The 25,103-nt window shown below is 59.3% G+C and carries 22 protein-coding genes; 7 read left to right on the forward strand and 15 right to left on the reverse strand.

The features are described 5' to 3' along the window. The 5 genes from LAP85_08485 to LAP85_08505 form a co-directional block, all read right to left on the reverse strand. A partial coding sequence (locus LAP85_08485) for a WD40 repeat domain-containing protein (GenBank protein MBZ5496426.1) occupies nt 1-2,020 on the reverse strand: 2,020 nt, incomplete at its 3' end. 278 nt (nt 2,021-2,298) lie between these two features. Beyond that, nucleotides 2,299-2,559 carry a type II toxin-antitoxin system RelE/ParE family toxin gene (locus LAP85_08490; GenBank protein ID MBZ5496427.1) on the reverse strand — a complete coding sequence of 87 codons (261 nt, stop codon included), beginning with the start codon at nt 2,557-2,559 and terminating at the stop codon, nt 2,299-2,301. Then, nucleotides 2,556-2,786, reverse strand: coding sequence for a hypothetical protein (locus LAP85_08495; protein MBZ5496428.1), 231 nt, complete (start codon nt 2,784-2,786; stop codon nt 2,556-2,558). Before LAP85_08495 ends, LAP85_08490 begins: the two co-directional genes overlap by 4 nt. 257 nt (nt 2,787-3,043) lie before the next feature. Next, nucleotides 3,044-3,967 (reverse strand): hypothetical protein, encoded by a 924-nt coding sequence (locus LAP85_08500; GenBank protein ID MBZ5496429.1) that lies wholly within the window; start codon nt 3,965-3,967, stop codon nt 3,044-3,046. Between the two features lie 420 nt (nt 3,968-4,387). After that, nucleotides 4,388-5,341 (reverse strand): DUF523 and DUF1722 domain-containing protein, encoded by a 954-nt coding sequence (locus LAP85_08505; GenBank protein ID MBZ5496430.1) that lies wholly within the window; start codon nt 5,339-5,341, stop codon nt 4,388-4,390. A 121-nt stretch (nt 5,342-5,462) separates the two neighbouring features. Here LAP85_08505 and LAP85_08510 point away from each other — a divergent pair, with 121 nt between their 5' ends. Continuing rightward, the gene (locus tag LAP85_08510) at nt 5,463-6,620 is read left to right on the forward strand and encodes a glycosyltransferase (protein MBZ5496431.1); all 1,158 of its coding nucleotides are present in this window, start codon (nt 5,463-5,465) and stop codon (nt 6,618-6,620) included. A gap of 132 nt (nt 6,621-6,752) precedes the next feature. Here the strand turns inward: LAP85_08510 and LAP85_08515 are convergent, their stop codons facing one another. Both LAP85_08515 and hflX read right to left on the reverse strand, forming a co-directional pair. After that, entirely contained in the window at nt 6,753-8,099 is a 1,347-nt protein-coding gene (locus tag LAP85_08515) for a Zn-dependent hydrolase (GenBank protein ID MBZ5496432.1), read from the reverse strand. Beyond that, complete coding sequence (hflX, locus tag LAP85_08520) at nt 8,096-9,322, reverse strand: GTPase HflX (protein ID MBZ5496433.1); 1,227 nt, start codon at nt 9,320-9,322, stop codon at nt 8,096-8,098. The genes LAP85_08515 and hflX overlap by 4 nt, the downstream gene beginning before the upstream one ends. A gap of 237 nt (nt 9,323-9,559) precedes the next feature. Here hflX and LAP85_08525 point away from each other — a divergent pair, with 237 nt between their 5' ends. Then, entirely contained in the window at nt 9,560-10,591 is a 1,032-nt protein-coding gene (locus LAP85_08525) for an SIS domain-containing protein (protein ID MBZ5496434.1), read from the forward strand. A 348-nt stretch (nt 10,592-10,939) separates the two neighbouring features. Here the strand turns inward: LAP85_08525 and mutM are convergent, their stop codons facing one another. Both mutM and LAP85_08535 read right to left on the reverse strand, forming a co-directional pair. Continuing rightward, a complete protein-coding gene (gene mutM, locus LAP85_08530) occupies nt 10,940-11,791 on the reverse strand; it encodes a bifunctional DNA-formamidopyrimidine glycosylase/DNA-(apurinic or apyrimidinic site) lyase (protein ID MBZ5496435.1) in 852 nt (283 codons plus the stop codon). Between the two features lie 6 nt (nt 11,792-11,797). Next, nucleotides 11,798-13,114 (reverse strand): radical SAM protein, encoded by a 1,317-nt coding sequence (locus tag LAP85_08535; protein MBZ5496436.1) that lies wholly within the window; start codon nt 13,112-13,114, stop codon nt 11,798-11,800. A gap of 428 nt (nt 13,115-13,542) precedes the next feature. Here LAP85_08535 and LAP85_08540 point away from each other — a divergent pair, with 428 nt between their 5' ends. After that, nucleotides 13,543-14,358 (forward strand): hypothetical protein, encoded by an 816-nt coding sequence (locus LAP85_08540; protein MBZ5496437.1) that lies wholly within the window; start codon nt 13,543-13,545, stop codon nt 14,356-14,358. Here the strand turns inward: LAP85_08540 and LAP85_08545 are convergent. After that, entirely contained in the window at nt 14,355-14,831 is a 477-nt protein-coding gene (locus LAP85_08545; GenBank protein ID MBZ5496438.1) for a VTT domain-containing protein, read from the reverse strand. The two genes, LAP85_08540 and LAP85_08545, sit on opposite strands and share 4 nt — an antisense overlap. A gap of 135 nt (nt 14,832-14,966) precedes the next feature. Beyond that, complete coding sequence (locus tag LAP85_08550; GenBank protein ID MBZ5496439.1) at nt 14,967-15,746, reverse strand: hypothetical protein; 780 nt, start codon at nt 15,744-15,746, stop codon at nt 14,967-14,969. Nucleotides 15,747-16,008: 262 nt separating this feature from the next. Here LAP85_08550 and LAP85_08555 point away from each other — a divergent pair, with 262 nt between their 5' ends. From LAP85_08555 to LAP85_08570, 4 genes are all read left to right on the forward strand, one after another. Continuing rightward, complete coding sequence (locus LAP85_08555; GenBank protein ID MBZ5496440.1) at nt 16,009-16,611, forward strand: threonylcarbamoyl-AMP synthase; 603 nt, start codon at nt 16,009-16,011, stop codon at nt 16,609-16,611. Between the two features lie 220 nt (nt 16,612-16,831). After that, a complete protein-coding gene (locus LAP85_08560; protein MBZ5496441.1) occupies nt 16,832-17,761 on the forward strand; it encodes an ATP-binding cassette domain-containing protein in 930 nt (309 codons plus the stop codon). 2 nt (nt 17,762-17,763) lie between these two features. Continuing rightward, a complete protein-coding gene (locus LAP85_08565) occupies nt 17,764-19,002 on the forward strand; it encodes an ABC transporter permease (protein ID MBZ5496442.1) in 1,239 nt (412 codons plus the stop codon). Between the two features lie 2 nt (nt 19,003-19,004). After that, nucleotides 19,005-20,147, forward strand: coding sequence for an ABC transporter permease (locus tag LAP85_08570; protein ID MBZ5496443.1), 1,143 nt, complete (start codon nt 19,005-19,007; stop codon nt 20,145-20,147). Nucleotides 20,148-20,209: 62 nt separating this feature from the next. Here the strand turns inward: LAP85_08570 and LAP85_08575 are convergent, their stop codons facing one another. From LAP85_08575 to LAP85_08590, 4 genes are all read right to left on the reverse strand, one after another. After that, nucleotides 20,210-20,581, reverse strand: a complete 372-nt coding sequence (locus LAP85_08575; protein MBZ5496444.1) for a zinc ribbon domain-containing protein — start codon at nt 20,579-20,581, stop codon at nt 20,210-20,212. 186 nt (nt 20,582-20,767) lie between these two features. Beyond that, complete coding sequence (gene moaC / locus LAP85_08580) at nt 20,768-21,271, reverse strand: cyclic pyranopterin monophosphate synthase MoaC (protein ID MBZ5496445.1); 504 nt, start codon at nt 21,269-21,271, stop codon at nt 20,768-20,770. Next, nucleotides 21,272-22,498 carry a molybdopterin molybdotransferase MoeA gene (locus LAP85_08585; GenBank protein ID MBZ5496446.1) on the reverse strand — a complete coding sequence of 409 codons (1,227 nt, stop codon included), beginning with the start codon at nt 22,496-22,498 and terminating at the stop codon, nt 21,272-21,274. A 90-nt stretch (nt 22,499-22,588) separates the two neighbouring features. After that, nucleotides 22,589-25,015, reverse strand: a complete 2,427-nt coding sequence (locus LAP85_08590; protein MBZ5496447.1) for an AAA family ATPase — start codon at nt 25,013-25,015, stop codon at nt 22,589-22,591. Nucleotides 25,016-25,103: the final 88 nt, after the last annotated feature.

The raw sequence follows: 25,103 nt of genomic DNA on the forward strand, positions 1-25,103 counted from the left end.
TTGGCTTGAACACCCTTTTTCCCCAGGTTTTGGTGTCCCAGACCATAGCCGTGTTGTTGGTCCCTCCGCAGGCAACAAGTTTGCCGTCGGTCGAAAAACGGATGGACATGATGGTGATGTAATTGCCTCCGGGGACCGCTGGCTTCCCTATCGGTGCGCCGCGGCCTCCGGGCCATTCTGCCGAGTTTCCCAACAGGACCTTGATCCTTTTGCCCGTCTTGACATCCCACACGATCAAGCCGTCATCAGCCCCGCTGATGAGAATCGAGCCGTCGGGCGAGAAGGAGATGCTGCGTACCGGACCCCGATGCCCGTCAAGCGTTCTTACGCTTTTTCGGTTTCTCACATCCCACAAAATGACTTTCGAGTCATCCCCGCCACTCGCAAGAAGCGCATTCGGGCCCGCCGCGAAGGTCACTGCATTTGCCTTCCTCTTGCGCGCTTCCAAGGACTGCACCAAGGCGCCTGTACCCACGCTCCATAAATTCAGCGTCAGGTCATCCGCGCTGCTTGCCAGCATCGTGCCATCGCGGGAAAACGCCATGGAGCGGACCGCCCCGCCGTGACCCTTCCATTGCCGGACTACCGCACGTTTTGTCACATCCCAGATGACGATCATCCCATCCGTTCCGCCGAACGCCAGCATTTCTCCGCCCGGTGATGCCGCGAGGGCGCCGGCCCGCTGCGCAATGTCGGTCGATGGAACCCTTCTTAGGCTGCCGTTATCCTCCAAAGAAAAAACCGATTTCCCATCCTCTCCCGCCGCGGCGACGGTCCGGCCATTCTCCGATATGGCGAGACAGTCCGTGGAAGGCACAATCCGGCTCCTTTGCAGCTCAGTTCCCGTTGCCATGTTCCAGAAATAGGCGACGCCGTCATCGTTGACGCCCACCAGCACGCCGGGATCACCGGGGAGGAAGGATATGGCCAGGATTCGATGTATGCTGAACGATTGCTGGGCCCGTCGCATTTCCTGATGCAGAAGTGCGGCGCCGGCCGGAATGCACTGGGGACCCACAGCCACGATGCTGGCCTTGACTTCGGCAGTCTGCAGGTCACGAAATGACCAAGTGCTTCCGGCCAGTGAGGCCAGAGCATTTTGTTTCGGGATGAGCAGGTTTACGGTACTGTCGCTCGGGAGAACCATTCTCTTCTCGACTTTTCCATTCGCCGGATTCCATATCGTAACTGCGCGGAGGGCCTGATTTATTTGCGCCGGCAAAGCGGACGGCAAGTCGATCGCTTGCATCCGTGCCTGTAATAAAGTCTGGGGAAGGGCCGCAAGCCTTCCGTCGGCCAGAAACACGAGGGACATTCCGTTGGTCGGGAAGTTCCGGATTCTTCGCACATCCTTGCTTTTGGCAAAGTCGTGAAATCCAATTACATAGGAACCGATCCCGCGACCAACAGTACCAGATTGATTAGCGCAATATGCTAACGTCTTTCCGTCGTCTGAAAATGCCAGAGCCGTGACGCGGAAGGGGTAGCCCCAATAGTCTGCCAACCCTGCAATCTTGTGTGCGACGGAAGGCGCGGCAGTGGAATCCATCCAGATCTCATCCTTGGGCCCATTGCCAAGCGACAAGACAAAAGACTCGCCGTCGGGAGCGAATGCGGCGCGTTGACACACCACTGTTGGCGCCTGGTCTCCGGTCAACAGGGGAGTCAGTTTGCCGGCAAACACATTCCAGAGAAATAATCCGTCGAGCGGGGGAATATAGTACCGCCCGGCCACATTGGGTCCAGTGTTGGCCACCACCGCAAACAGCGCTCCCGCGGACGTGAACGCCATTTCCATAACATTCGTGACTCTGGTGTCAGGGAGTTTTTTCTTTACGGCGCCGGTGCGCACATCAATGATCTGAATCTCAACGAAAGGAGCGGGCTCGCCGATCGGTGAATTGTCGTTGGAACCTTTCGCAGCGATTGCCAGTTCGGCACCGTCATGGGTGAAAGCGAGTGCGGTGACCCCTTCTTTGGTAACCAGGCACTTCTCCCTCCAATACTCAAGATCCAACACTGTAACCCCATATCTATAAACCAGGGCTACCAATTTGCCGTCTCGCGAAAACGCGGTCTTTGAGACGGTAGGGGAAGTGTCAGACCAAGGGCGTGCGCCGGGGGGAGCAAATTGGGACTCTGTGGCCTGGGGCATTGCGGCCAGCGCCCAAAGCAACATTGCCAACGTCAACGATCCGCAGGCTCTTGATCTTGAACGATGCGCCATAGGCGGTCTTCCTTCGGAGACCCGGGGACGCAATACTTATCGGATTCTCCAGAATCACCTGCTTCGTCACATTAAAGCCGGCGATAGACTTCTCGACGATGGCCGATCCTGTAGATCCTCACAAGATGCAGATTGTCATCGACGGTGTAAAGGATGCGGTAGTCACCGGTCCGAACGCGAAACCCGTTGCCCCCGACAAGTTTTTTGCATCCGGGTGGCCGAGGATCCGCCTGGAGGTCGTCGATGGCATCGGAGATCAGCTCGCGAGTCTCGGCTGGCAGATCGCGATATTCACGTCTGGCGCGGGTTTCCAACTCTACCTTATACGTCACTTCTTGCCACCCCGGCGTGATTCTCTCTTTATATCGCCCCAGGCGTGAAATCCCGTGGCTTCGCTCATTGCTTCTCGAAGATCCTCAGCGTCGAGCAAGTCTTCGAGTTTTTCTCTCAAGGCGGTTTCGAGTACGAAGTTCTTTCGCAGGCCCAGCTTTTTGCAGACAGCGTCCAATTGGGCGGTGAGATCGGACGGGAGCTTTGTGGCAAAGGGCTCGTTTTTCATAGCATTTCCTTTCATGCTACATCATACCAAATCATGATCTAACATGCCAGGTAACCTACTCCAGTCTTTGGCGACAGACCGGAATGGCGCATGCATAAAAAGTCCAATTGAGGCCCTGAAAGGGTCCACCAGCAAAGCCCAGGCGCAAGTCCGGAGAACTGACGTATGGTATGAATCAGCCCGATGGCAGCGAACCCAGAGAGCCAAATCCTGAGGGCTGCCGGCAACAGAAGCGTCCTTGAACAAATTTGGCGACACTATCTCAACTTTACCAGCTTGCTTCCAAGCTTATCGCCCCCTATGTCGTAGATGATCACTTTGAGAATCTGGCGGGGCGCCTTCTCCGGGATCATGATGGAACAATGGATCCCCGTTTGTAGAAACTGCTGATAGGTCTCTTCGAGCAGGTTCAGGTCCATTGTTTTCAAGTCGGCACCCAAATAATGTCTCTGGGCGTCCGCGTAATAGATGGCGATGCGCAGCCTGGCTGTGTGCAGGTTGCCGAAAACCTTGTATGCGACATCGGCGGCTTCGATCTGCAGATCGACTTTGATTTGAGGTTGGCCGCCGGCGTCCTTCAGTGCAGCCGTGTCGACTTTGAATTCAAGCTCGTCCAGGTCCCGCTCGTAGGCTCCGGCGGCCGTAACGCGGGAATTGATAAATCTCTCGTCACGTTCTGAAGGTTGCACGGCGTCGCGAGCGTAATACCCGTGCCTGAAGGAAACGCGCAGATTGCGCCGATTCACTTTCACGTCGATCCGCCGGTAATCTCCGTTCCAGGTCTCGTCCTTCGGGTAATAGCCAAGCAGGTACTCCACCCGCGTGATCTCGTTGATGCGGTCGAGCGCCTTGCCGACGTTTTCGTAAATCGCTGCCCGGCCGCCGGTCAGTCGGGCAATCTCCCGCACGGTTGTGACTCCCAGCCACTCATTCCATCTTCCGGCCGTCGCGCTCGGCTCACCCATCTTGAGCCTCGCCATCGCGGTGTTGATGCCCGGAGCGGAAAGATAACTGTCGAGACCTCCGGTGCGGAATATGTCCAGCGCAACCCGGGCATCGTTTGCGTATGCGGAAATGAGGACATCTGATTGGAGGCGAGTCCCTGGACGTCTTCCCCTGGTCTGTCCCCGCTGCTCCGGACCACTCAAGATCATCAGCCTGATCGGAGACGCCCCGGTCATCGAAAAGATCCTGCGCCGCCTGAAGATGTGGGACCGGCCCGAGCGCCCGCCGCCGCCCCCTGCCGCATAATGGGTCCATTACGATGAGGAGATCGTCGACCCTGACGACGCCGGCCACTGGCCGGACGCAACCGCCTGAGGCGGCCTGCGCTCCTGTGCTTTCAACACAGCCGGCCTTGCCCGGGCGGAAGTGTGCCCGGATCCGGCGCCGGCGCGGAAAGAGGGAGAGGGGCGGGACGTCCCGCCCCTCTCCCTCTCCCGCTTTCGCCTCCTGCAGGTTACCTTTCACGGATGCGGCAGCTGCATCCCATCCGAAACCGGGCATATTCCCCTACTCCTCCCCGCCCACCTGCCCCATCCTCACGCACTCCCTGCAAAGCAATTCCTTATCATTCATTCATTTGTATCGGGTGCTTTGCTTTACACATGGTTGCGCAGCATCAGCTCGGCGGGATAGGGATTCAGATAGGTTTGCTCCAGGACCCAAGGGACCGGGTGGCGTCGCAGATGGTGCTGGAGAAGAGTCATGGGCACTACCAGGGGCACGAGTTCTTTGCGATAGTCATCGATGCTCGCTGCGAGTTCAGCCTTATCTTCCGCGTCGATCTGGTTTTTCAGGAAACCAAGGATGTGAAATAGGACGTTGGCATGTTTCCTCGCAGTCGCCCTGACTCTCAGTGCTTCCATGAAGAGATGGCCGTACTCCTGGAGCACCTCGTTTATTTTCCGTCTGCCGATGTCGGCGACCAGACGCCCCAATTTCCGATAGCGCTCACTGCTATGAGATGAGAGTGTCAGCTTGTGCCTGGTGTGAAAAACCACGAGATCACGCGACTGCGGCCCGGCCTTTACGAATTCCTGCCAGCGATGATGTGCGAAAACGCGTTCGACAAAGTTCTCGCGGATACTCATGTCGTGCAGACGCCCCTCCTCCTCCACCGGAATCATCTCGAACCGGCGGATCAGCAGTCCGGCAAAGATCCCGCTCCCCGTGCGCCGCGCCATGCCATTCTCGTCATATATCCGCACACGCTCCATGCCGCACGAAGGGGAGTCCTTCTTCAATACGTAGCCATTCAGATCGAGTAGCGCAAGCTCCTCGAGCCGCTTTTCGGCCCAGTCCCGCATTTTACGGCTGTGGTCTGTGCCCGATCTGATCGCGATGAGGCGCGGACTTTCGGAACTCCCGATCAGGCGCAGGCTTTCCCGCGGGGTTCCGAGGCCGATCTCCATCTCGGGGCAAACGGGAACCCACTCAAAGCAGCTCCCCAGTACTTCTGTGATCAGCGTGTCAAGCTTATGCCCACCATCGAACCGGACTTTCTGGCCGAGGAGACAGCTGCTGACGCCCACCCGAATCACAGGCTTTTCCATGTGGTAATACTATCAACGAAATCCTGTGACTGAATAGCCGTTTCCTGCTCCGAAAACAGCTCCTCAAAAACCGGCATCCTGTAACCCATTTTTTTCATCGTGGTACCTGGAAGGTGATATCTTGGCCACCGTGTTGCTCATACTCGCCTCATTATCTTTGGCTGCCTGGCTTTACTTGCTGCTCTTCCGGGGATTTTTTTGGAAGCTCGACATGGATCTGCCGGCTGACGCCAATGAGTTCGCGGAGTGGCCTGCCGTGGTAGCCGTGGTGCCTGCCCGGAACGAGGCTCCTGTTATCCAACGTACTATCACCTCATTGCGGTCCCAGGATTATCCCGGTGAGTTTTCGATAGTCCTGATCGATGACAGCAGCGATGACGGAACGGCGGCTCAGGCTCGGCTGGCCGCCGAAGGTGAGGGACATGCGTTTCATATTTTTCCCGGCCAAGCGTTGCCCACGGGGTGGACCGGCAAGCTCTGGGCAATGGCGCAGGGAGTAGAGCATGCCAGTGTCGTTCTCCGGCGCGCCAGGTACATATGGTTCACCGATGCCGATCTCGAACATGACCGGCAGGCCTTGCGCGATCTCGTTGGGCGGGCGGAGAGCCGGAGGCTGGATCTCGTCTCGACCATGGCGCTGCTTTACTGTGCCGCTTTCTGGGAACGAATGCTGATTCCCGCATTCATATTCTATTTCCGCAAGCTTTATCCGTTCCGATATGCAAACAGCCCCCGGCATCCGATCGCCGCGGCCGCCGGCGGCAGCATGCTGGTGCGCATCGAGGCGCTGCGACGGGCGGGCGGCCTCGAAGCCATTCGCGGGGATCTGATCGATGACTGCGCGCTGGCGCGGCTGATCAAGGCCCGCGGACCAATCCGGATCGAGCTCACTCAGCGCTCACACAGCATCCGCCCTCACAGGTTTGCAGATATCTGGAATATGGTGGCGCGCAGCGCCTACGTGCAGCTGAAATATTCTCCGATCGGGCTCCTGCTCACAATTGTTGGAATGATCGTGATTTACATGGTGCCGGTGATCGGCCTTGCGGCTGGAAGCCTCACGCGTCATTTCCTGATTGCCGGGCTTGGCGGTGCCGCCTGGGCGCTCATGGCTCTGGCCTATCGGCCCACCATCCGACTCTACCGGCAACCTGGATTGACCGCCTTGCTGCTCCCCGTGGCAGCGCTCCTCTACACGTTCATGACCATCGACTCGGCCCGACGACACTGGCAAGGAAAAGGCGGGATGTGGAAAGGCAGAATCCAATCGTGCCTTTGAACCATCATCATCCCGCGCACGGCAGAAACCGCGTATGAAGCCAGCTGGACGGCACTGGAGCTGGTGGGGACTGAATTTATCCCCCGATGCCTCCAGGGAGGCCCGTGGCAGAACCATTCCCGGTGTCAACCCTCAGTAGCGTTTGTCGACGGCAAGGACTGCTTTGTAGAGAACCTCGCATCCGTTTGCGGCGTCTTCCCATCGGGTCAGTTCCTTGGGCGAGTGGCTGATGCCGCCCGCGGATGGCACAAAAATCATCCCCATAGGAGCGATTCGAGCCAACATCTGGGCGTCATGCCCGGCACCGGATGGCAGGCTGAGCGTCTTCAGCCCCGTCGCTGCCGCCGCCTGCGCGATGACTTCTCTCACCCAGGGAGCGGCCAGCGCCGGTTGGTGCGTGCTGGTGGGTTGAAGCGTGATTTTTGTGCCGCTTGAAGCGGCGATCTCCGCGGCGCGCATCTCGATGCGCTTGAAAATGCCGGCGACCTTTCCCATTGCGAGGTCGCGCAGTTCGATGACGAGCTCGACCTGTCCTGGAACAATATTGGGCACATCGGGATGAACCGAAAGTTTTCCCACCGTACCCACCTGGCGGCCCGGTTCCCGAACGGTCTCCTCCCGGACAGCAATAACCAGTCGGGAGGCAGCAACCAGGGCGTCGTGCCGGTCGGGCATGGGCGTGGTTCCCGCATGATTGGCTTCCCCGTTGACTACCGCCCGGTAGCGCACGACGCCCACAATGCCCTCCACAATCCCAACGGGAATTCCCGCCCGGTCAAGAACGCCCCCCTGTTCGATGTGCAATTCGAGGTACGCCGTAATTTCGCCCGCCTTGCGCACGGCTTCCCCTATGCGCGACAGATCGCCGCCGATGCCGGCAACGGCGTCCCGGATATATACCCCCTGCTCATCCTTTTCATCCAGCTCTCCGGGTTCAAACTCTCCGACGACTGCCCGCGATCCGAACAATCCGCGCCCGTAGTGCGTGCCTTCTTCGTTCGACCAGATCACGCACTCGAGCGGATGGCGGGTTTCGATCCTTCGCTCCGCAAGCGTCTGCATGATCTCAATCGCCGACAGCGAGCCGAGCGCACCATCGAAAATGCCGCCTTCCGGAACGCTGTCGATATGCGAGCCGAACAGGATCACCGGCAGGTTCTCGCGCCCCTCCCGTCTGCCGAAAATTGATCCGGCAGGATCCATGCGGACTTTGAGGCCGGCAGCCGGCATCAGCTTTCCCATCACAAAACGCCTGGCTTCGATATCCGCCCGAGTCCAGGCTACGCGTGTCACGCCGCCTTGCGGATTGCGCCCGAACTGCGACAGCGCTTCCAGGCTCGAGCGCAGGCGATCCGGATTGATGGTGTAGCCCGCCGGGTTTGGCCCGGCACCGGACCTGACGAACTCCGGCAATCGGAATGAGCCCGCCGCTCCGACGGCGCATGCCAGCAGCAGGCGATTGAATTCCCTTCTTTTCATTTTGAATGCTCCTCGTGCTCCTTGTGAAGAACGTAACGGCGCAACGACCGCGCCGCCGAACGCGGGATCACGACGTTGACCTTGACGCCGTCGTTTTCGTACACCTCCGAGAGAATCCGGCCCTGTTCGTGAATCCGGGAGAGCACTGCAGCGTTGGCGTACGGAATCTTGAGCTCCACCTGCATGGCAAAGGACTCGAGTTCCGCCATGAGTTCCTTGATCAAGGCCGGCAGCCCCGTGCCGGTCTTGGCGGAGACAAGAACAAATCGGTGCCCGGGCAGCGGGGGGGTGTGTGCGGCCATGCCGGCGGGCAACAGATCGGTCTTGTTATAGACCGCGATGGTAGGGGTCTTCGACACCTCCAGCTGCGCCAGCACGTCCTCTACTGCTTTGGCCTGATCGCGCCAGTTTGGGTTGCTGATGTCGATGAGGTGCAGCAACAGGTCCGCCTCCCGCACTTCCTCGAGCGTAGCGCGGAATGCGGCCACGATGTCGTGAGGGAGCTTGCGCACGAAGCCTACCGTGTCGGAGAGGACGATCTGGAGCCGGTTGGGCAGTATCACCCGACGCAGCAGCGGATCGAGCGTCGCGAAAAGCCGACTGCTCTCTTCGGTGCCTGCCTGCGTCAAGGTGTTGAACAGCGTCGACTTGCCCGCATTGGTATAGCCTACCAGAGCCACGATCGGCACCGGCACGCCCTGCCGCCGGGCGCGTTGAAGGTCCCGCTTCGCGCGCACCTGTTCCAGCTCGCAGCTCAGGCGAGCGATCCGGCTGCGGATGCGCCGCCGGTCCATCTCCAGTTTCGTCTCGCCCGGCCCCCGGGTGCCGATCCCGCCGCCCAGCCGTGACAACAGCGTGCCCTTCCCTGTCAGTCTGGGAAGCAGGTAATTCAGCTGCGCCAGCTCGACCTGGAGTTGCCCTTCCCGCGTGCGGGCACGGCGCGCGAATATGTCCAGGATCAGCTGGGTGCGGTCGAGGATCTTGCAGCCGATCCTGTTCTCGAGGTTGCGCTGCTGTCCCGGAGTCAGCTCCTGATCGAAGATGATAAGATCGAGATTCTCAGCCTCTGTGCGCAGGCGGAGCTCTTCAGCTTTGCCTCGGCCGATGAAGAATGCCGGATCGGGCTTGAGACGCACCTGAAGCACACGCTCGACGACCTCGGCGCCGGCAGCATCTGCCAGCGCTTCGAGTTCCTGCAGCGATTCTTCGGCTTGCTCGCGCATACGACCGGAAAGATAACAACCAACGACCCCGGCCCTTTCGGCACGATCCCCGGTTTCGATTGCTTTACGACGATTCTGATTGATGCCGCCACCTCCTCGCACATACGGCGACACTTTGCATCTCCTGCCTTCACATCCTGACGGCCGCGAAAAGGCAGGAAAAGCGGGATGTCCCCTTTTCAGTCATTGACAAAAATGCCGTTCGTTGCCCATGATCGGTGCCGGAGGAAATTCCGCGTGTCGATCATGTTTCGGGAAATCGCCGAGCAGCCGGAGGCTCTCGACCGCACGCTGCGCTCCGAGTTGCCGAGGATGGTTCGCCTGGCCTCTTTCCTGAAGAGTCGCGATCTGCGCCTCATCGTGCTCGTCGCGCGCGGGACCTCGGATAACGCCGCTCTGTTTGGGCGATATCTGCTCGAGATCAGCACCGGCATACCGGTTTCTCTCTCCGCCCCTTCGGTGCATACGCTGTATCGCAAACGGCTGAAGCTGCGTGACGCCCTGGTCGTCGGCATCAGCCAGTCGGGTGAGGGAGCCGACGTGAATGCCGTCCTGGAAAGCTGCAAGAGGAGCGGCGCGCACGTGCTCGCCATCACCAATCACAGCCGATCCAGCATGGCCGGTATTGTGCATGAAGCCTTCGTCACCCGCGCCGGCATGGAAAGAAGCGTCGCCGCCACCAAGACCTACACCTGTCAGCTCATGCTCCTCCACATGCTTGCCGACACTCTGAGCGGCGGCAACTGCGAGCCCCTCCGTCGCATCCCCGATTACGCGCAGGCTGCCCTCGGCCTGTCACCGCGGATCGAGTCGATCATTGAAAGATATCGATTCATGGACCGCTGCGCCGTGGTCGGCCGCGGCCTGAACTACGCCAATGCCTACGAACTCGCCATTAAGCTCATGGAAACCTGCTACATCATCGCCGAGCGTTTCTCTGCCGCGGATTTTCTGCACGGCCCCATTGCCATGGTGCAGCGGGATTTTCCGGTGATGCTCTTTGCACCACCCGGCAAAGTCCTGCGCGACATGCGCGTGCTCATTTCGCGGCTCAAGGAGCTGCAGGCAGACATGCTGGTCATCTCGAGCGAGAAGACGGCACTGAACCAAGCCCGCTGCGCGATCGAAATCCCGGCCTCCATTCCGGAACTCTACTCGGCAATCCCTTACATCATCCCCGGCCAGATCTTCGCAGAGAAGCTCTCACTCCTGAAGGGCCTGAGCCCGGACCGCCCGCGAAGCCTCACGAAGGTGACCAGTACACGTTGAGCACCTTGATATTTTGGATTCTGGATTTCTGATTTTGGAATCCCGGCCTGTCTTTCGGAGTTAACCTCAACTGATTCGAAGTCGCTATCCAGCTCAAATCCAAAATCCAAGATCCAAAATCAGGAGACCGGCTCTGATGATGAGGCCGAATCGGGAGGCGCGGAGGGATGGCCGGCCCGGTCAAAGCCCCCCAGTCCCCGGCAGTTCTGGCATTTCCCGCTCCCATGAGGGAAACAGGAGGTGCATTGCTTGCCCTTTTGAAGAGCCAGCCGCCCGGTTCCATGGCACACATGGCAGATGCCGGTACCCTTGCAATGCGAGCATTTCTTGTAGTCTTCTGTCACAGGATCAACCCTTCTTTCCTTGGCTCCCCAGCCTGCCATTCTGGCAGCGAGGACAATAGTATGTGCTGCGATTCCCCTGCCTCATGCGCACTATTGTCGCACGACAGCGCCGGCATTTCTCTCCCTCTCTTTGAAAGACATGCAGGAAGTCCTGATGCGCACCGGGTTCCCCGTCGGAATCCATGAAGTCGGAAAAGCTCGTGCCGCGATTGCGGATGGCAGCCCGGAGAACTTCGCGTATCGCTCGAGCCAGACTGACCGCCTCCCGCCGGGTAAAGGTGTCGCAGCGCCTTGTCGGATGCACCCGGGCGCGGAACATCGCCTCGCAAACGTAAATGTTTCCCAGGCCGGCGATTTTATGCTGGTCGAGCAGAAACGACTTGATCTCCCTCCGGCTCTGCGCGAGTTCCGGCAAAAGCCAGTCAGCGTTAAATCCTGAACTGAGAGGGTCTTTTCCCAAGAGGCGCAGCTCGGGGAGAGCCGCCAGGCTGGAGACCTGGTAAACATCCATCAGTCCGAAACGCCGCGGGTCGCAAAACTGAAGCTCTCCTCCATCGGTGAATCGAAAAGTAGCGTGGGTGTGCTTCGGGGGTTCGGACGCGCTGGGCAGATAGAAAATCCTTCCTGACATCCCCAGGTGGATCAGCCAGAAGGCGTGTGGTTCCATCTCCAGGATCAGATACTTCCCCCTGCGGTGTATCGACCGAATCGCGCGGCCCTGAAGAATGGAAGCAAGATCGGCGGGGATGGGCCGGCGCAGGGCTTTGCCGGAAAGGTGAACCGCGGCGATGCGCTTGCCGGCAATCGTGCTGCGGAGCTTGCAAGCGATGGTCTCTACTTCGGGCAATTCGGGCATGGGGCACTAACAGTCCGGCCGCGGCGGCAGCACATCCATAAAAGAGGAAACCGAAAAGACCGCCCGCCCCAGACCCGGCTCCCCGTATCCGGGCGGGGCAGGAAGGTGGTGCTTCGCATGCGTGTCGCGGTACACACGCAGCAGGCGAACGTGGTACTCCAGCGGGGCGCCTTTTCGATCTCTACCCAGCACGCTTAGCGGTTCCGGGCACCATGTAGTGAACCTCGGCGAAATACCGTGGCTCATGAAAAAATCAATCCCTTCCGCCGTCGAGGCGATTGCTTCGTCCACCGTGGCAAAACCGCGCGGTCCGGCCATCTCAATCCCGGCCACGAAATTCGGGATCACATGCGCGGGAGGGAACACCGTCGCCGCATCCAGGATCCGGCGTATCCACTCCTTCCGGCCGATGTAACGGGCTTTCCCGGCGCACAAAGTTTCGAACAGGCTATTGTCCCAGATTTCATAATTCGGATGATAGATCTGCACCCCCGCATCGCGAAGTTTCTGAACCTCATCTTTGGGCAGCGCCTGGACCACGACCTTGCTGATCCAGCGCCCGGGAAATCGCGTCTCTATGGCTTCCGGGTACTGCACATAAAAGTCAACCTCGGACTTCCCTTCCAGCGTCGACGTGATGCTCCCGCCGGTGACGGTATAGGCCTTGCTGTCGCTGTCGGTAGCGGCAATGATCTCGAGCGCTTCCAGGATCTCGGCCACCGATTTGACGGAAGTGTAGGGCCTGCCCGCCTGTTTCTGCTGCCGGTAATTCTCGTTGATGTCGCAGAACTGGCACTCCTCCTGGGCCCCAAAATACTGGCAAAGGCGGAATACGGTCAGATACAGCAGATAGCCCCATTCGATGGTAGGGGCGATATCGGTGATCGGTTTGCCGTTCGAAAGAGTACGCTCGTAGTACGCGGGGGATTTCTGCAGCTCGACGCGCGCGACGGCGTGCCCATCGAGTTTGAGGACCAGGCCGCTTTCCTCCGATTCCACCCGATAGGGAGATGTGGGATTGAGGCGCACGGAGACGATCACCGGGTTGAAATTGAACGCGCCTCCAACCAGGCGGACCTCCTCGGGGGCCCTGATGTTCTCGCCCAGTTCCATTCCCGAGATCGGCACCATGTCGAAGGAAAAAATGAAATAAGCCTTGCGCTTGTAATTCGCGGCCAGTTCCAGCGCTTCTCCCGACCATGCCATCCCCCGCCGCAGGAGGTCTTCCTTGAAGATAGCCTCGATGGGGAGATCGGGATGGCGCCGAGCGAGAAGTTCGACCAATTCCAGCGCCGGCGTCCGGCTCTCAAGCGTCTGTTGCATCAAAATAATCTACCATAAATGAAAAAGGGGGCCTCCCGATTTTCCCGGAAGAGCCCGACATGCATAATAGAACTAGCTCGGGCAGAGAAGAGGAAGGACATTGGCCCGGATCGGATTATTAGTGAATATGCGATCAAAATGAATTTTGGGACGCGGAAAAACGCTGACAGACGCTGACCGTTCGGTCTTGGACGGCGTGCAGGAGATTTTGCCGCGCCGCAGGCGCCAGCGTTCCGGGCAAGCAGGACGGCAAAAGCTCCGGCCAGCGTCTATCCGCGTCCAGTTTGGTTGCCTTTCACCGGCGTTTGGCTCTGCTTCACGAATAATTCGGGTTGGAACACAGGGTAACTTTAGTTTGCCCGCAATTCTGGCTTGTGAGAGCAATTCTTAGTACCATTTCTGCAGCTCGTGAAGGAGGCGATCATCTGGTGCTCGCTCTGTTGAAGATTCTTCCGATAGCAACGGGGGCGGTGGCTGGCCTCATCGTATCCAGTTGGCAGGGATTTAAGGATCCGCCGTGGGAGGGTTTCTTTATCGGCAGGTTTTTTCGCAGTATTCTCGTCGGGGCTGCCGCCGGCGCTGTCTTATCCTACGCCGGCATCGCCGGAATTCGCGCCACAGACAATCTCGGCATTTTTGCCTTTGCAATTGTAGCGGTGGAGCGGGTGGTCGACGAGGCCTACAAGGGCTTCTTCCGTAAAGGCGCGCACGGCGAGTACTACAAGCTACTCAACAGGATGCGCGTGCCGGCCGATGCTCGTGTCGTAAAAGTGCTGCTGGGCGTCGGTTTCGTGATCGGTTCCTATTGGCTGTTCCGCCTGCTGGCCTGGTGGCTTGCCAGGATGGTGACCGGTTCTGCGAACCTGTGGCTGCCGGGACTGATTGTGGGGGCTGCCGGCGGGTTGCTCGTTGCCATCGGCGGTGCGCTGAAGGACTCACAGTTCGAAGGATTCATACCGGCGAAATTCGTCCGGAGCCCCATCGTGAGCGCCATGACCGGGATGCTCTTCATCCGCTTCTCGACGAACTGGTTCGTGATCGCCCTTGCTGCTGTCGGGGGTGAACGGGTCGGCGTAGAGCTCTACAAGACGTTTTTGAAGCGCCAGGTGAGGGGGATGCACGCCAACAAACCGGTCAGCTATCCTGTCTGGCTGGCCCGGCGCTGGATTTTCGCGCTTTCGTACGGGATCGCGGTGCTTGTCTGCATCATCCTGCTGGTCGCCCAGCTCCAAAGAGGCTTCTAGCGAAGCAGCCGGATCGCGAAGTGAGGGACGGCGACCAGAATTCCAAACCGTACCAACCGGCCGCACGTTCCCACGCCGATGAAGGGGCCCAACCTCACCCTGAGAGCTCCTGCCAGAATCGTTACTACATAAAAGGGCGGGATGCCGAGGGCGGAACTCACAAAGACGAGTGCGAGCAGCTTGGAGGGCGCCCGCTCGAACCGCTCCCGCCAGGCGTTCACCACGCGCCGGATGCGCGCGGACTGGAGCCAGCCCGTGCCGCGGCCTGCCCAATACAGGACGCACTTCCCCACCATCTGTCCTGCGCTCGCAAGCAGTACCAGCACCACAAGATCGGATGGAGAGCGGGCCAGCGCGGTAAGCGACAGCAGTAGCACCTCGCCGTTCACCCAGGGCACGAGGGCACTCACGATCGACAGACTGAAGCATAAGAGAAACAATCCCGTCGCGCTCAGTTGCTGCCAGGTCTCCATGTCATCCTCCTCCAGGGCCTTTCATGCCGTGAGAAGCAAGCACAAGACAGGCGGCGTTCAGGACGCAGTCTATAAAACCAAGCCTTGTCATGGCACTCTCCTGTCTTGTACGGATTCCGCTTCTCGCCCTCCCCATCAGCTCAAACGGGCGAAGAGGACCAGATAAAGCAGCCAAGTCGCGGCATAGGGCGGCAGGAAGAAGCGCCGCCGAGTCATCCATTCCTGGAAGGGGCCGACCATGGACTTGAACTTTCCAGGGGTATAGTCGCGCACGATCATTTTGAACAGCAGCTCGTTGAACATCCGCATGGTCCCGATGGCGGCAAGGAGCAGGAACGCCAGGCTGGTCGTGTGAAAACATGCGACGAGTCCGCCGAGCGTCCCGAAGGTCGGGCTCTTCAGAAATTTGCGGAAGGAGAAACCTTCAATGGTCCCGTCCTTATATGCGCCGACCATCGCCTCCGCGAGGCCTATCCCGCAACCGACGATCAGCCCGGTTACGACCCACGGCAGCGAGTGCGGCAAGAGCCGGAACAGCCGATAGCAACCGTAGATGCCGGCAAGAAAGCCGATGCCCATGATCAGACGAATGATAGGATCATGCACGACTCCCCTGACCCAATGGACCTGGGTGGGGATGCGGAAGTCTTCTTGCGGTTCGACGCGCAGGAACAGCTTCCAGAATTCCGTGATAATGCGCGCCAGCGCAAAAACCGACAGGTAGATCACGAATGGGGTTTGGCCATCGGAGAGGTGCAGCGCAGCGAGCACCGCGGCCACACCGGTGGCGAAAACAAGCTCGCGCACAAACCGCCGAGCCATAAACGATTCATGGGGAGAGTCCTTGTAGGCACCATAGAGGGCTGCGTGAAATCCCGCCGCCAAGCCGATGACGATAACCAAGACTGCGCTCATGAGTAAACCTCCTTTGAATTCGGAAGCGGGTCATCCCCGCTGGCTGGGTCTGAGCAAAGGGTCCGAGGATCGCGCCAAGTTTCGTCCTCTGCCACCAAATGCGAAAACCAGGGGAAAAACAGCTCATGGAATGACATGGGATCTGGAGGAAATTCCCCGGCTATTCGGCAGAACGGTCCCGGAGAGCCGGTCGTGCAGGAAGTCCCCGGCCTGGCGCCAGGTTTCCCAATGTGCTGAAATCGGGTAAAGTGATTCTGAATCTATGAAAAGACTGCCGATACATCCAGTGAGTCCGCAAGAACGGCACTTGAAAGCCGCCGTCGATGTGCTAAGGAACGGCGGGCTTGTCATTTATCCCACGGACTCCGTGTACGGGCTCGGTTGCGGTCTTTTCAACAAGAAGGCGGTCGAAAGGATCTATCAGATCAAAGGCAATGACAAACGCAAGCTTCTGAGCTTCATCTGTCCGGATCTGAAGGGCATTGCAGAATATGCCTTCGTCTCCAATCCCGCATATAAAATCATGCGGCATCTGCTTCCTGGGCCTTATACCTTCATTCTTACTGCTACGAAGCAGGTTCCCCGGATCCTCTTGGAGAATCGAAAAACGGTTGGCATAAGGGTGCCGGATGACGCCACCTGCCAGGCTCTGCTGTCTGAATTCGGATTGCCCATAATCAGCACGAGCGCTTGCCTGCCCGATCAGGGTTTTCTCAGCGACCCTGATGAAATAGCTGAGACCTTCGCACGCACGGTGGATCTTTTTCTGGATGCTGGACCTGGAGGTCTGGAGCCCTCGACTATTGTTGACCTGACTCAGGAGGAACCCGTTCTGGTCAGGCAGGGCAAAGGCCCCCTGCGCTGACGGCGGACTCCGAGCTGTTGTTTTTACTTGAATCGCGCATTTGATGAATCGAAACCTCCCTGCCCAAAGCTGCGGCCATGGTACAGAAATGTGAGGGCGTGTGCTGATACGAAGCGTGCCCGTGAATTTGGCGGTCAACGGACTGGCAAAAAAATTCGTATATGAAACCAGTGGGAGGAACACGGACCAGGACTGCGGTGCTGGAGTTTGCGGAGGCATCTTGATCGAGGTTGAAGGACTGTCCAAGAAATACGGCGACTTGCTCGCAGTTGCAGATGTAAGCTTCACCGCCGAGGCCGGGAAAATTCTGGGGCTGCTGGGGCCCAACGGTGCGGGCAAGACCACGACCATCGGCTGCATCTCAGGGCTGCTCCAGCCCACCACGGGCAGAGTCCGTGTGATGGGTTACGACGTGATTCTGGAGGGTCGCGCAGCGCGAGCGCAGGTCGGCATCGTCCCGCAAGACCTGGCCCTGTATGAAGAGCTCTCCGCCACTGAAAACCTGCTCTACTGGGGAGCGGCATACGGGATGCGGGGGGCCCCACTCAAGCAGCGGGCCCAAGAGGTGCTCGCGAGCATTGGCCTGCTCGATCGGGCGCGTGAACCGGTCAAGCGCTTCAGCGGGGGCATGAAGCGCCGGCTCAACTTCGGCTGCGGCATTTTGCATCGGCCGAAGGTGCTGTTACTGGACGAACCCACGCTCGGCGTGGATCCGCAGTCTCGTGTGCATCTGCTCGGTATGGTGCGGAGCCAGGCAGGCGAAGGCGCCTGCGTGCTCTACACCACCCACTACATGGATGAGGCCGAGACCCTCTGCGATCGGCTTGCCGCGATCGACCACGGCAAGGTCATCGCAAGCGGTTCGCTGCCGGAACTTCGAGCCCTTCTTGGCGAAAGCGACATCCTGCGGCTCGTGGGACATTTCGACGCCGCCAAGGCGGTCGAGGCGTTGAAGGCGCTGGATGGAGTGGAAGTAGTGCAGGCTGACGAAGGGGCACTGAGGCTTGCGATTCTCGGCGCCTCGCGCAAGCTACCGGACCTCTTCGCTGCCCTCGCGCGCACAGGCGCCGAGGTGCGCGAAACCACGCTGACTCAGCCAAGCCTGGAGAGCCTGTTCATCAAGCTCACCGGCAAGGAACTGAGGGAGTGACCGTGAGATTCCTATGGAGCGCGGCGATCAAGGACGTGCGGCGTCGCCTGCGCGATCCGCTTGCCCTGCTTCTCTGGCTCGTCATTCCCTTGGCCATTGCAAGCCTGATCGCGCTCGCATTCGGGGGCCAGGAAGGACCGCAGCTCAGCGCTCGCCTCCTCGTTGCGGATGAAGACGGCAGCCTCCTGAGCAGCCTCCTGGTGAGATCCTTTGGGCAATTCGACGCCGGCAATCTCGTCCAGACGGAATCGGTCGCGCAGGAGACGGGCCGAACCCGCCTCGAGCAGGGGGATGGAAGTGCGCTCCTGGTGATACCGCGGGGTTTCGCAGCGGCAGTCCTCAACCAGCAGCCGACCAGGCTGCTGCTCGTGACCAATCCCGAACAGCGCATCCTGCCAGGAATTCTCAAAGAGGGGCTCGAGATGCTGACGGACGCGATCGCCTATTTGCAACAGCTCTTCGGAAAGGAACTCCGTGAAATGGCCGCCGGTCCGGGGGCGGGCCGCACCAGTTTTCCCGATGCTACCATCGCCCGGCTGAGCATCTCGATCAACCGGTTCGTCCAACGCCAGCAAAAGTATCTCTTTCCACCGGTGATAGAGATCGAGACCACAACAGACCAGGCCCAAAGCAGCGAGATCAACTTTTCATTGCTGTTTTTACCCATGATCCTCCTCATGGCTCTGACGTTTACTACTCTGGGTTTGAGCGATGATTACTGGCAGGAGCGTGATCGGGGAACGCTGGCACGAACTCTCACTACACCGGGCGGCGTGCCCGGGCTCCTGGCCGGGAAAATGATCTCCGCCCTGATCATCTCGACGCTCCTGTCGTCCGTGATCCTCGCGATCGGCATGGCGTACCTCTCGCTGCCTTTTGGGGTTTTCCCGCTGGCCGTGGCATGGTCAGCCGCCACAGGCGCGTTGCTGCTTGCGCTTTTTTTGCTGCTTCAAACACTTGCTCCCAGCCGCCAGACCGCATCCGTGCTGGTAACCAGCCTGGTGTTCCCACTGCTGATGCTCGGCGGCAGCTTCTTCCCTCTGGAGACCATGCCCGGCTGGATGGCCGCGGTCGGACGCTGGACGCCGAACGGCTGGGCTGCGGAAAGACTCAAGGACATACTCCTGAAGCGGGCGGATCCAGTGTCTATCACGATCGCTTTTGCTGTCTTCCTGGTCGCCTGCATGTGCCTTCTCTTTTTGAGCGCGCGCCGCATCCGGCACGTTCTGGCAGGGAGGTAAAAATGTTGCGCAGCACATGGCTGATCGCCAGGATGGACCTGCAGTTCGTGCTGCACACCCGCTTGACACTCCTCTGGCTTTTCGTGATGCCCATCATTTTCTTTTACTTCATCGGCACGGTCACGAAGGATTTTGGCGGCGGCACGATCGCACAGGGCGAGCAGTTGGCGCTCCGGGTGGAAGATGGCGCCGGGTTTCTCGCCGATCAAATAGCCGTTCGCCTGCAGGAAGGCGGTTACCGTATCGTCAGGCCGCAGACGGCGGAGAGTTTTGCGGAGCAGCCGCGTCGCATGGTCATCCCCCGAGGTTTTACGGACAAGGTGGTCAACGGAGAGAAGGTTGTTCTGCGTCTTCAGCGCAAGGAAGCGGGCCTGGAGCAGGACTACGACAAGGTCCGACTCGCGCGTGCCGTCTATACGACGCTGGCGGATCTGATCAGCACCTTAGAGGCGGGAGAGGAGCCGAGCCCCGAAGCTTTTCGCAGGCTGAAGGAGGCTCCCCGTTCCGTGACATTGGACGTCCAGCCGGCAGGAAAGCGCCGGCTGATACCGACCGGATTCGAGCAGGCCATTCCCGGAATCATGGTAATGTTTACCCTCACCGTGTTGTTGACCAGCGGCGCCATTACCCTTGTCGTCGAGCGCAGGAAGGGGCTTCTGCGGCGGCTCGCCTCGACGCCGATTCCGCGCGGCGCCATCCTGCTAGGCAAATGGACAGGCAAGATGGCGTTGGCGTGCGTTCAAATCACCTTCGCCATGATTGCAGGGACGGTGATCTTCTCGATGAGATGGGGACCTGCACTGCCGATGATTCTCCTCGTGATGCTTGGCTGGGCAGCCCTCTGCGCGTCCCTTGGCCTGCTTCTGGGAAACCTGGCGCGTACGGAAGGACAAGCGAGCGCGATCGGCGTGCTGGCGGGCATGGTGCTCGCCGCTGTGGGCGGATGCTGGTGGCCGATCGAGATTACGCCGCGGTGGATGCAGACACTGGCAGCCTGCCTGCCGACCGGTTGGGCCATGGGCGCGCTGCACAAATTGATCAGCTTTCAGGCGGGTTGGACCAGCGCGCTCCCTCATGTGATCGCGATGTTGACCGCCGCGTTGGTGCTTGGGTGGCTGGGAGCCCGCCTGCTCCGTTTCGAGTAGACAGAGGGAAGACCGCGAACGACCCGAAACCCACGAGAGCCTTTGTGTGTCCCGCGGTAATTTCACAAGTCGTCGGAGGGACCCGGGCCTGCGGATTCGTCCTCGCCTGCCTTGCCGGAAGCAACTTCCTGTGCCGCCTCTTCCGCAATCTGGTCGAAATCTTCCCCCACATCCTCGCCCATCTCTTTACCCATTTTCTTCATCCAGCGGGCGACGCTGGCAGGATCGTTCTCATCCAGACCGCCCAGGCTCGATGGATCGGCCAGGGATTCCAGACGTTGTTCCTCGGATTTCGGCGAAGAAAAGCGCGAGTACAGCTGCTCCAGGTTCGTGCCCCTGCAAAACTTGCAGACAGGCTGAAACGAGGACGGCGTCAGCACCAGGAAGCTCATCTTGCGTTTGCAGCCGAGACAGGAATATTCGTAGATCGGCATAGTCTTGCAGCCTTGTCTGATTCAAAGTAACGTAACACGATCCCAACCGATAGCGAGGAGTATAGCGCGCGCAAATCTGAACTGGCAAGCTGCGGCAGCCACAAAGTGAAAAGGGGACATTCCGAATTCCCAGGTCTCACCATCAAGGGCCGGATATGGTTCGGGAAATTCGGGATGGCACCTCTTTCACTTCGTGTATTTGGCCGGTCGGACCCGCTTGCGGCGGAATGCGCCGCTCTTGCCGCCGGATTTTTCCAGCAGCCGGATTCTCTCGATCGTCGCGCCCTTTTCCACGGCCTTGACCATGTCATAGAGCGTGAGCGCAGCCACAGAAGCGGCGGTGAGCGCCTCCATCTCGACACCCGTCTGGCCGGCGGCTGAGATGCTTGCTTCAAATCTCACACCGGCATCACGTACTTCCGTCCGGACATCCACATGAGTCAGGAGCAGAGGATGGCACAGCGGCACCAAATCGGGGGTTCGTTTCGCCGCCATGATTCCTGCAAGACGGGCGGTCCCCAGCGCATCTCCCTTCGGCAAGCTGCCCTCCGTGATAAGCGCCATGGTCTGGCGCGAGAGTTTCACATAGGACTCTGCGATCGCCTGGCGCCGGGTTACGGGCTTTTCGGAGACATCAACCATGCGCGCCGCTCCTTCGGAATTGACATGCGAGAGCTTCGGGTCGTGCATCTAGCGCCTCCGCAGGAAAAAGTCCGGCAAAAGCAGGGCCTCGACCCTTTCTCCGCGAGCCAGCATGTCGCGGTTGCCGGGGAAAATGACCAGTGCATTGGAGCGTGAAAAGCCGATGATATCGCCGGAACCTCTCCAGGGAAGCGGGTCCACCTTCCACTCGCCGCCTTCGCAGGATACCAGGGCGGGCAAGAAGGCCGTTCTTCCCGGCATCTGTTTCATCGGGCTCGAAAGCTCTCCGGCAATGCGCGTCAGGTCCGGTCTGGGCAGGCCGCACATGCGTCCGAGAATCGGGCGCACGAAGTTCTCGAATGATACCAGGGACGAAACCGGATTACCCGGCAAACCGAAGACGAGCTTGTCTCCCTTGCGTGCAAAGATCGTTGGCTTGCCCGGCCTTACAGCCACCCGGGAAAAGAGGATTGTGATCTCCAGCTCTTCGAAGATGGTCTTGACGAGATCATAGGGACCGACGGAAGCCCCGCCCGAGATGATGATCACGTCTCTAGCGAGGCCTTCCACCACCTTTCGGCGCAACTCTGCCGGCTGGTCCCAGGCGATGCCCAGATACTCGGGCTCGATTCCCAGGCAGCGGAGTTGAGCCGTCAGGGAGTAGGCATTGGAGTTGCGGATCTGTCCGCCGTGAGGAGTCTCCTCGACCTCGACCAACTCGTCGCCCGTCGCCAGCAGGGCAACCCGTGGCCGGCTCCAGACGGCAACCTGGGTGCAGCCGAAGGTCGCCAGTACGGCGATTTCTGCCGGGCCGAGCATGCGGCCGGCATCGAGCACAGTCTCACCGGTTGCCGCCTCCAAACCCCGCGGCACGACATTCTGGCCCGGCTCAACGGGCTGAAGGATGGTGACGCTCCGTCCGTCTGCAGCCGGCTGGGCGTGTTCGAGCATCTGCACGGCATCGGCCCCGGCCGGAACCGCCGCCCCGGTCGTGATCGCCATTGCCTGGCCCGGGTCGATCGCCGCTGAAGCTTCGCGGCCGGCACGCACCTCACCGACGAGTTTCAGAGCGGCCGGGACGCTCCTGACATCTGCTGCGCGCACGGCATAGCCATCCATTGCGGCGCGATGAAATGGAGGTATGTCCATGCTCGCGACCAGATCCTCCGCCAGCACGCGGTTCAGCGCTGACTGGAAATGGACTCGCTCCACGCGGGGGGGAGGCAGGCTTTCGAGCACCAGCCCGTACGCCTCCTCAATGCTTATTAGATCCATTCAATGCTCTGCTTTTCTCAAAACCACGAAAGACGCGAGACACACGACACGAGCTCCATGTGTTTCAGGGGTGTTATCCGTCGATCGGACCTATTTTGCGTCTTTCTCTTTTTCGCTGTCCGCTTCGGTGAATTTTTTCAGTCCCTCCGCGAAATCCTTCAGCCGCTGCTCTACACGTTGGTTGATGGTGCCTTCCGGATAGCAACCGTTGACCTTGACCCCTGCGGGCAAACCGGTGAGGATCTCGATGCCTTCGTTGATCGAGCGCACGGCATAGAGGTGGAACTTTCCCTGCTTCACAGCTTCTACCACATCCGGGCGCAACATGAGGTTTTTGATGTTCTGGATCGGGATCATGACACCCTGGTCTCCGGTCAGCCCTTTGGCCTTGCAGACGTCGTAGAATCCCTCGATCTTCTGGTTCACCCCTCCTATGGGCTGGATCATGCCGTGCTGGTTGACCGAGCCTGTCACCGCAATGCCCTGCCTGATGGGAGCGTTCGACAGGCTCGAGAGCAGCGCATAGAGTTCCGTCGATGAAGCACTATCGCCGTCGACGCCTTCATAAGACTGCTCAAAGCAGATGCTCGCCGAGAGCGACAGCGGCCGTTCCTGGGCAAAGCTGGCACCGAGATACCCGCCGAGGATCAGCACCCCCTTTTCGTAGATTTTCCCGCTCATCTTCGACTCCCGCTCGATATCCAGAACCCCACTCTTGCCCACAAATGTTTTCGCCGTGATGCGCGAAGGCTTGCCGAAGCGGATGTCGCCGAGGTCGATCACCGCAAGTCCATTCACCTGCCCGACGGCTTCCCCGGTCACGTCCACCATGATCGTTCCTTCGGTGATAAACTCCCGGAGGCGTTCCTCGACGAGGCTGGAGCGGAAATATTTTTCCTCAATGGCCCGGCGCACATGATCGGCCGAAACGATCTCCCGCCGGTCCTGGGCCGCCCAGAAGCTCGCTTCCCTCACAATGTCGGCGACGTCGCTGAACCGCGAGGAAAGCTTTTCCTGATCATCCACCAGGCGTGCGCCGTACTCGATGACCTCGGCAACGCCGGTCGGATCGAAGTGGAGCAGGTTCTCATGATGGCAACGGTTGCTGATGAAGGAAGCGTAGCTCTGCAACGACTTCGTGCTTCGGTCCATCTGGGAGTCGAAGTCCGCCTTCACCTTGAAAATCTTGCGGAAATCCTCGTCCATCTCATACAGGAGGTGATAGATCATCTGGTTGCCGATCATGATGACCTTGACATTGGTCGGAATCGGGTTCGGACGCATTCCCGCAACCGGCACCAGGCCATACTGCACGCTCAGGTCTTCGATGCGGACTTCCTTGTTCTTCACCGTGCGCTTCAGGGTTTCCCACACGCCGAAGTTCAACAGAACGTCGTGGGCATTGACGACGAGAAATCCCCCATTCGCCTTCATGTAGGCGCCGGCCTGTATCATGGTGAAATCTGTCTGAAGGGTGCCCAGTTGAGTCCAGCGGTCCATGCGGCCAAAAATGTTGTAGTAGGTGGGATTGGTTTCAATGACGACAGGCGCCCCTTGGACGTCGGTGTTGTCCACGACGATGTTCACCCGATACTTAACGAACGGGTCTGCCGGCGGCTCGAGGCTCAGCTTCGCAGTGGGGGAAGATTCTTGCTTCTGACTATCCTCCGTGAAATCATCCAGATGGGACAGAATATAGTCCTGGACGTCGTCCAGATAGGCAGTGACCCTGGGTAACTGAGCGTGCTGCTCCTTAAGGCTTTCGATTTTCATTCCCACGACATACATGCCGACACGCCTGTTGAGCTCGTTGACACGGTCGCGGCTCGATTTATTGATGTCTCGCACCTGGCGCAGAAAGGCGTTGATCTCCTGCTGCAGTGCTTCACGCCTCGTCTCGATATCATTCTTGGTTGCCTCATCGAGCGCTTCGAACTGCTCCGGGCCGACAGGATTGCCGTCGATGATGGGAACGACCGAAACGCCCATTTTCGAGATTTCCAGAGAAAACCCCTGCGTGCGGGCCTTCTCCGAAAGCTGGTTGAACATTTCCTGCTGCAGGTTCTGGTTCTCATGGATCAGGGCGTGCACGCTCTGTTCGTACTCTTTGCTCTCGAAAGCCTTAGGAATGTCGGTTTTCAAGTGAAGCACGAGTTCGTCCATTCCGGCCTTGAGTATTTTGGCTCCGCCGGCCGGCATGTTCAGGACGGTAGGGGAATTGGGGCTGCGGAAGTTGTAAACGAAACACCAGTCGTCGGGCGTGGGCATGGTACAGGCAATATCATCGAGAAACTGCTTGATGACGGTGGTTTTCCCAGTGCCCGTGAGGCCGCTCACATAGATGTTGTAGCCCGGGGAGGCGATGCCCAGCCCGAAGCGGATGGCCCGGATGGGCCGTTCCTGCTCTACCAGCCCTTTAAGGGGAGGAATATCGGCCGTGGTGCCGAAAGGAAAGGCGGAGCAGTCGCAGCGCCAGCGTAGTTGTTCCGGAGACACTTTGTACTGTTGCAGGTTCATCTCGCTCCTCGCATTTCGATAAAGGCAGAGCCTTTCACCAGCGACGGACGGAATTCACAGGATAAAATAATAGCCTGGCATGCCTAGG

This window comes from Terriglobia bacterium, assembly GCA_020072565.1.
GTDB lineage: Bacteria > Acidobacteriota > UBA6911 > UBA6911 > UBA6911 > JAFNAG01.

Coding starts and splice junctions, on each gene's coding strand:
- hflX (MBZ5496433.1), bottom strand. CDS start 9,322: ATGCGCGAGCAAGCCGAAGAATCGCTGCAGGAACTCGAAGCGCTGGCA.
- LAP85_08550 (MBZ5496439.1), bottom strand. CDS start 15,746: ATGAGCGCAGTCTTGGTTATCGTCATCGGCTTGGCGGCGGGATTTCAC.
- LAP85_08505 (MBZ5496430.1), bottom strand. CDS start 5,341: ATGGAAAAGCCTGTGATTCGGGTGGGCGTCAGCAGCTGTCTCCTCGGC.
- LAP85_08570 (MBZ5496443.1), top strand. CDS start 19,005: ATGTTGCGCAGCACATGGCTGATCGCCAGGATGGACCTGCAGTTCGTG.
- LAP85_08585 (MBZ5496446.1), bottom strand. CDS start 22,498: ATGGATCTAATAAGCATTGAGGAGGCGTACGGGCTGGTGCTCGAAAGC.
- moaC (MBZ5496445.1), bottom strand. CDS start 21,271: ATGCACGACCCGAAGCTCTCGCATGTCAATTCCGAAGGAGCGGCGCGC.
- LAP85_08555 (MBZ5496440.1), top strand. CDS start 16,009: ATGAAAAGACTGCCGATACATCCAGTGAGTCCGCAAGAACGGCACTTG.
- LAP85_08590 (MBZ5496447.1), bottom strand. CDS start 25,015: ATGAACCTGCAACAGTACAAAGTGTCTCCGGAACAACTACGCTGGCGC.
- LAP85_08545 (MBZ5496438.1), bottom strand. CDS start 14,831: ATGGAGACCTGGCAGCAACTGAGCGCGACGGGATTGTTTCTCTTATGC.
- LAP85_08515 (MBZ5496432.1), bottom strand. CDS start 8,099: ATGAAAAGAAGGGAATTCAATCGCCTGCTGCTGGCATGCGCCGTCGGA.
- LAP85_08500 (MBZ5496429.1), bottom strand. CDS start 3,967: ATGACCGGGGCGTCTCCGATCAGGCTGATGATCTTGAGTGGTCCGGAG.
- LAP85_08535 (MBZ5496436.1), bottom strand. CDS start 13,114: ATGCAACAGACGCTTGAGAGCCGGACGCCGGCGCTGGAATTGGTCGAA.
- mutM (MBZ5496435.1), bottom strand. CDS start 11,791: ATGCCCGAATTGCCCGAAGTAGAGACCATCGCTTGCAAGCTCCGCAGC.
- LAP85_08575 (MBZ5496444.1), bottom strand. CDS start 20,581: ATGCCGATCTACGAATATTCCTGTCTCGGCTGCAAACGCAAGATGAGC.
- LAP85_08495 (MBZ5496428.1), bottom strand. CDS start 2,786: ATGAAAAACGAGCCCTTTGCCACAAAGCTCCCGTCCGATCTCACCGCC.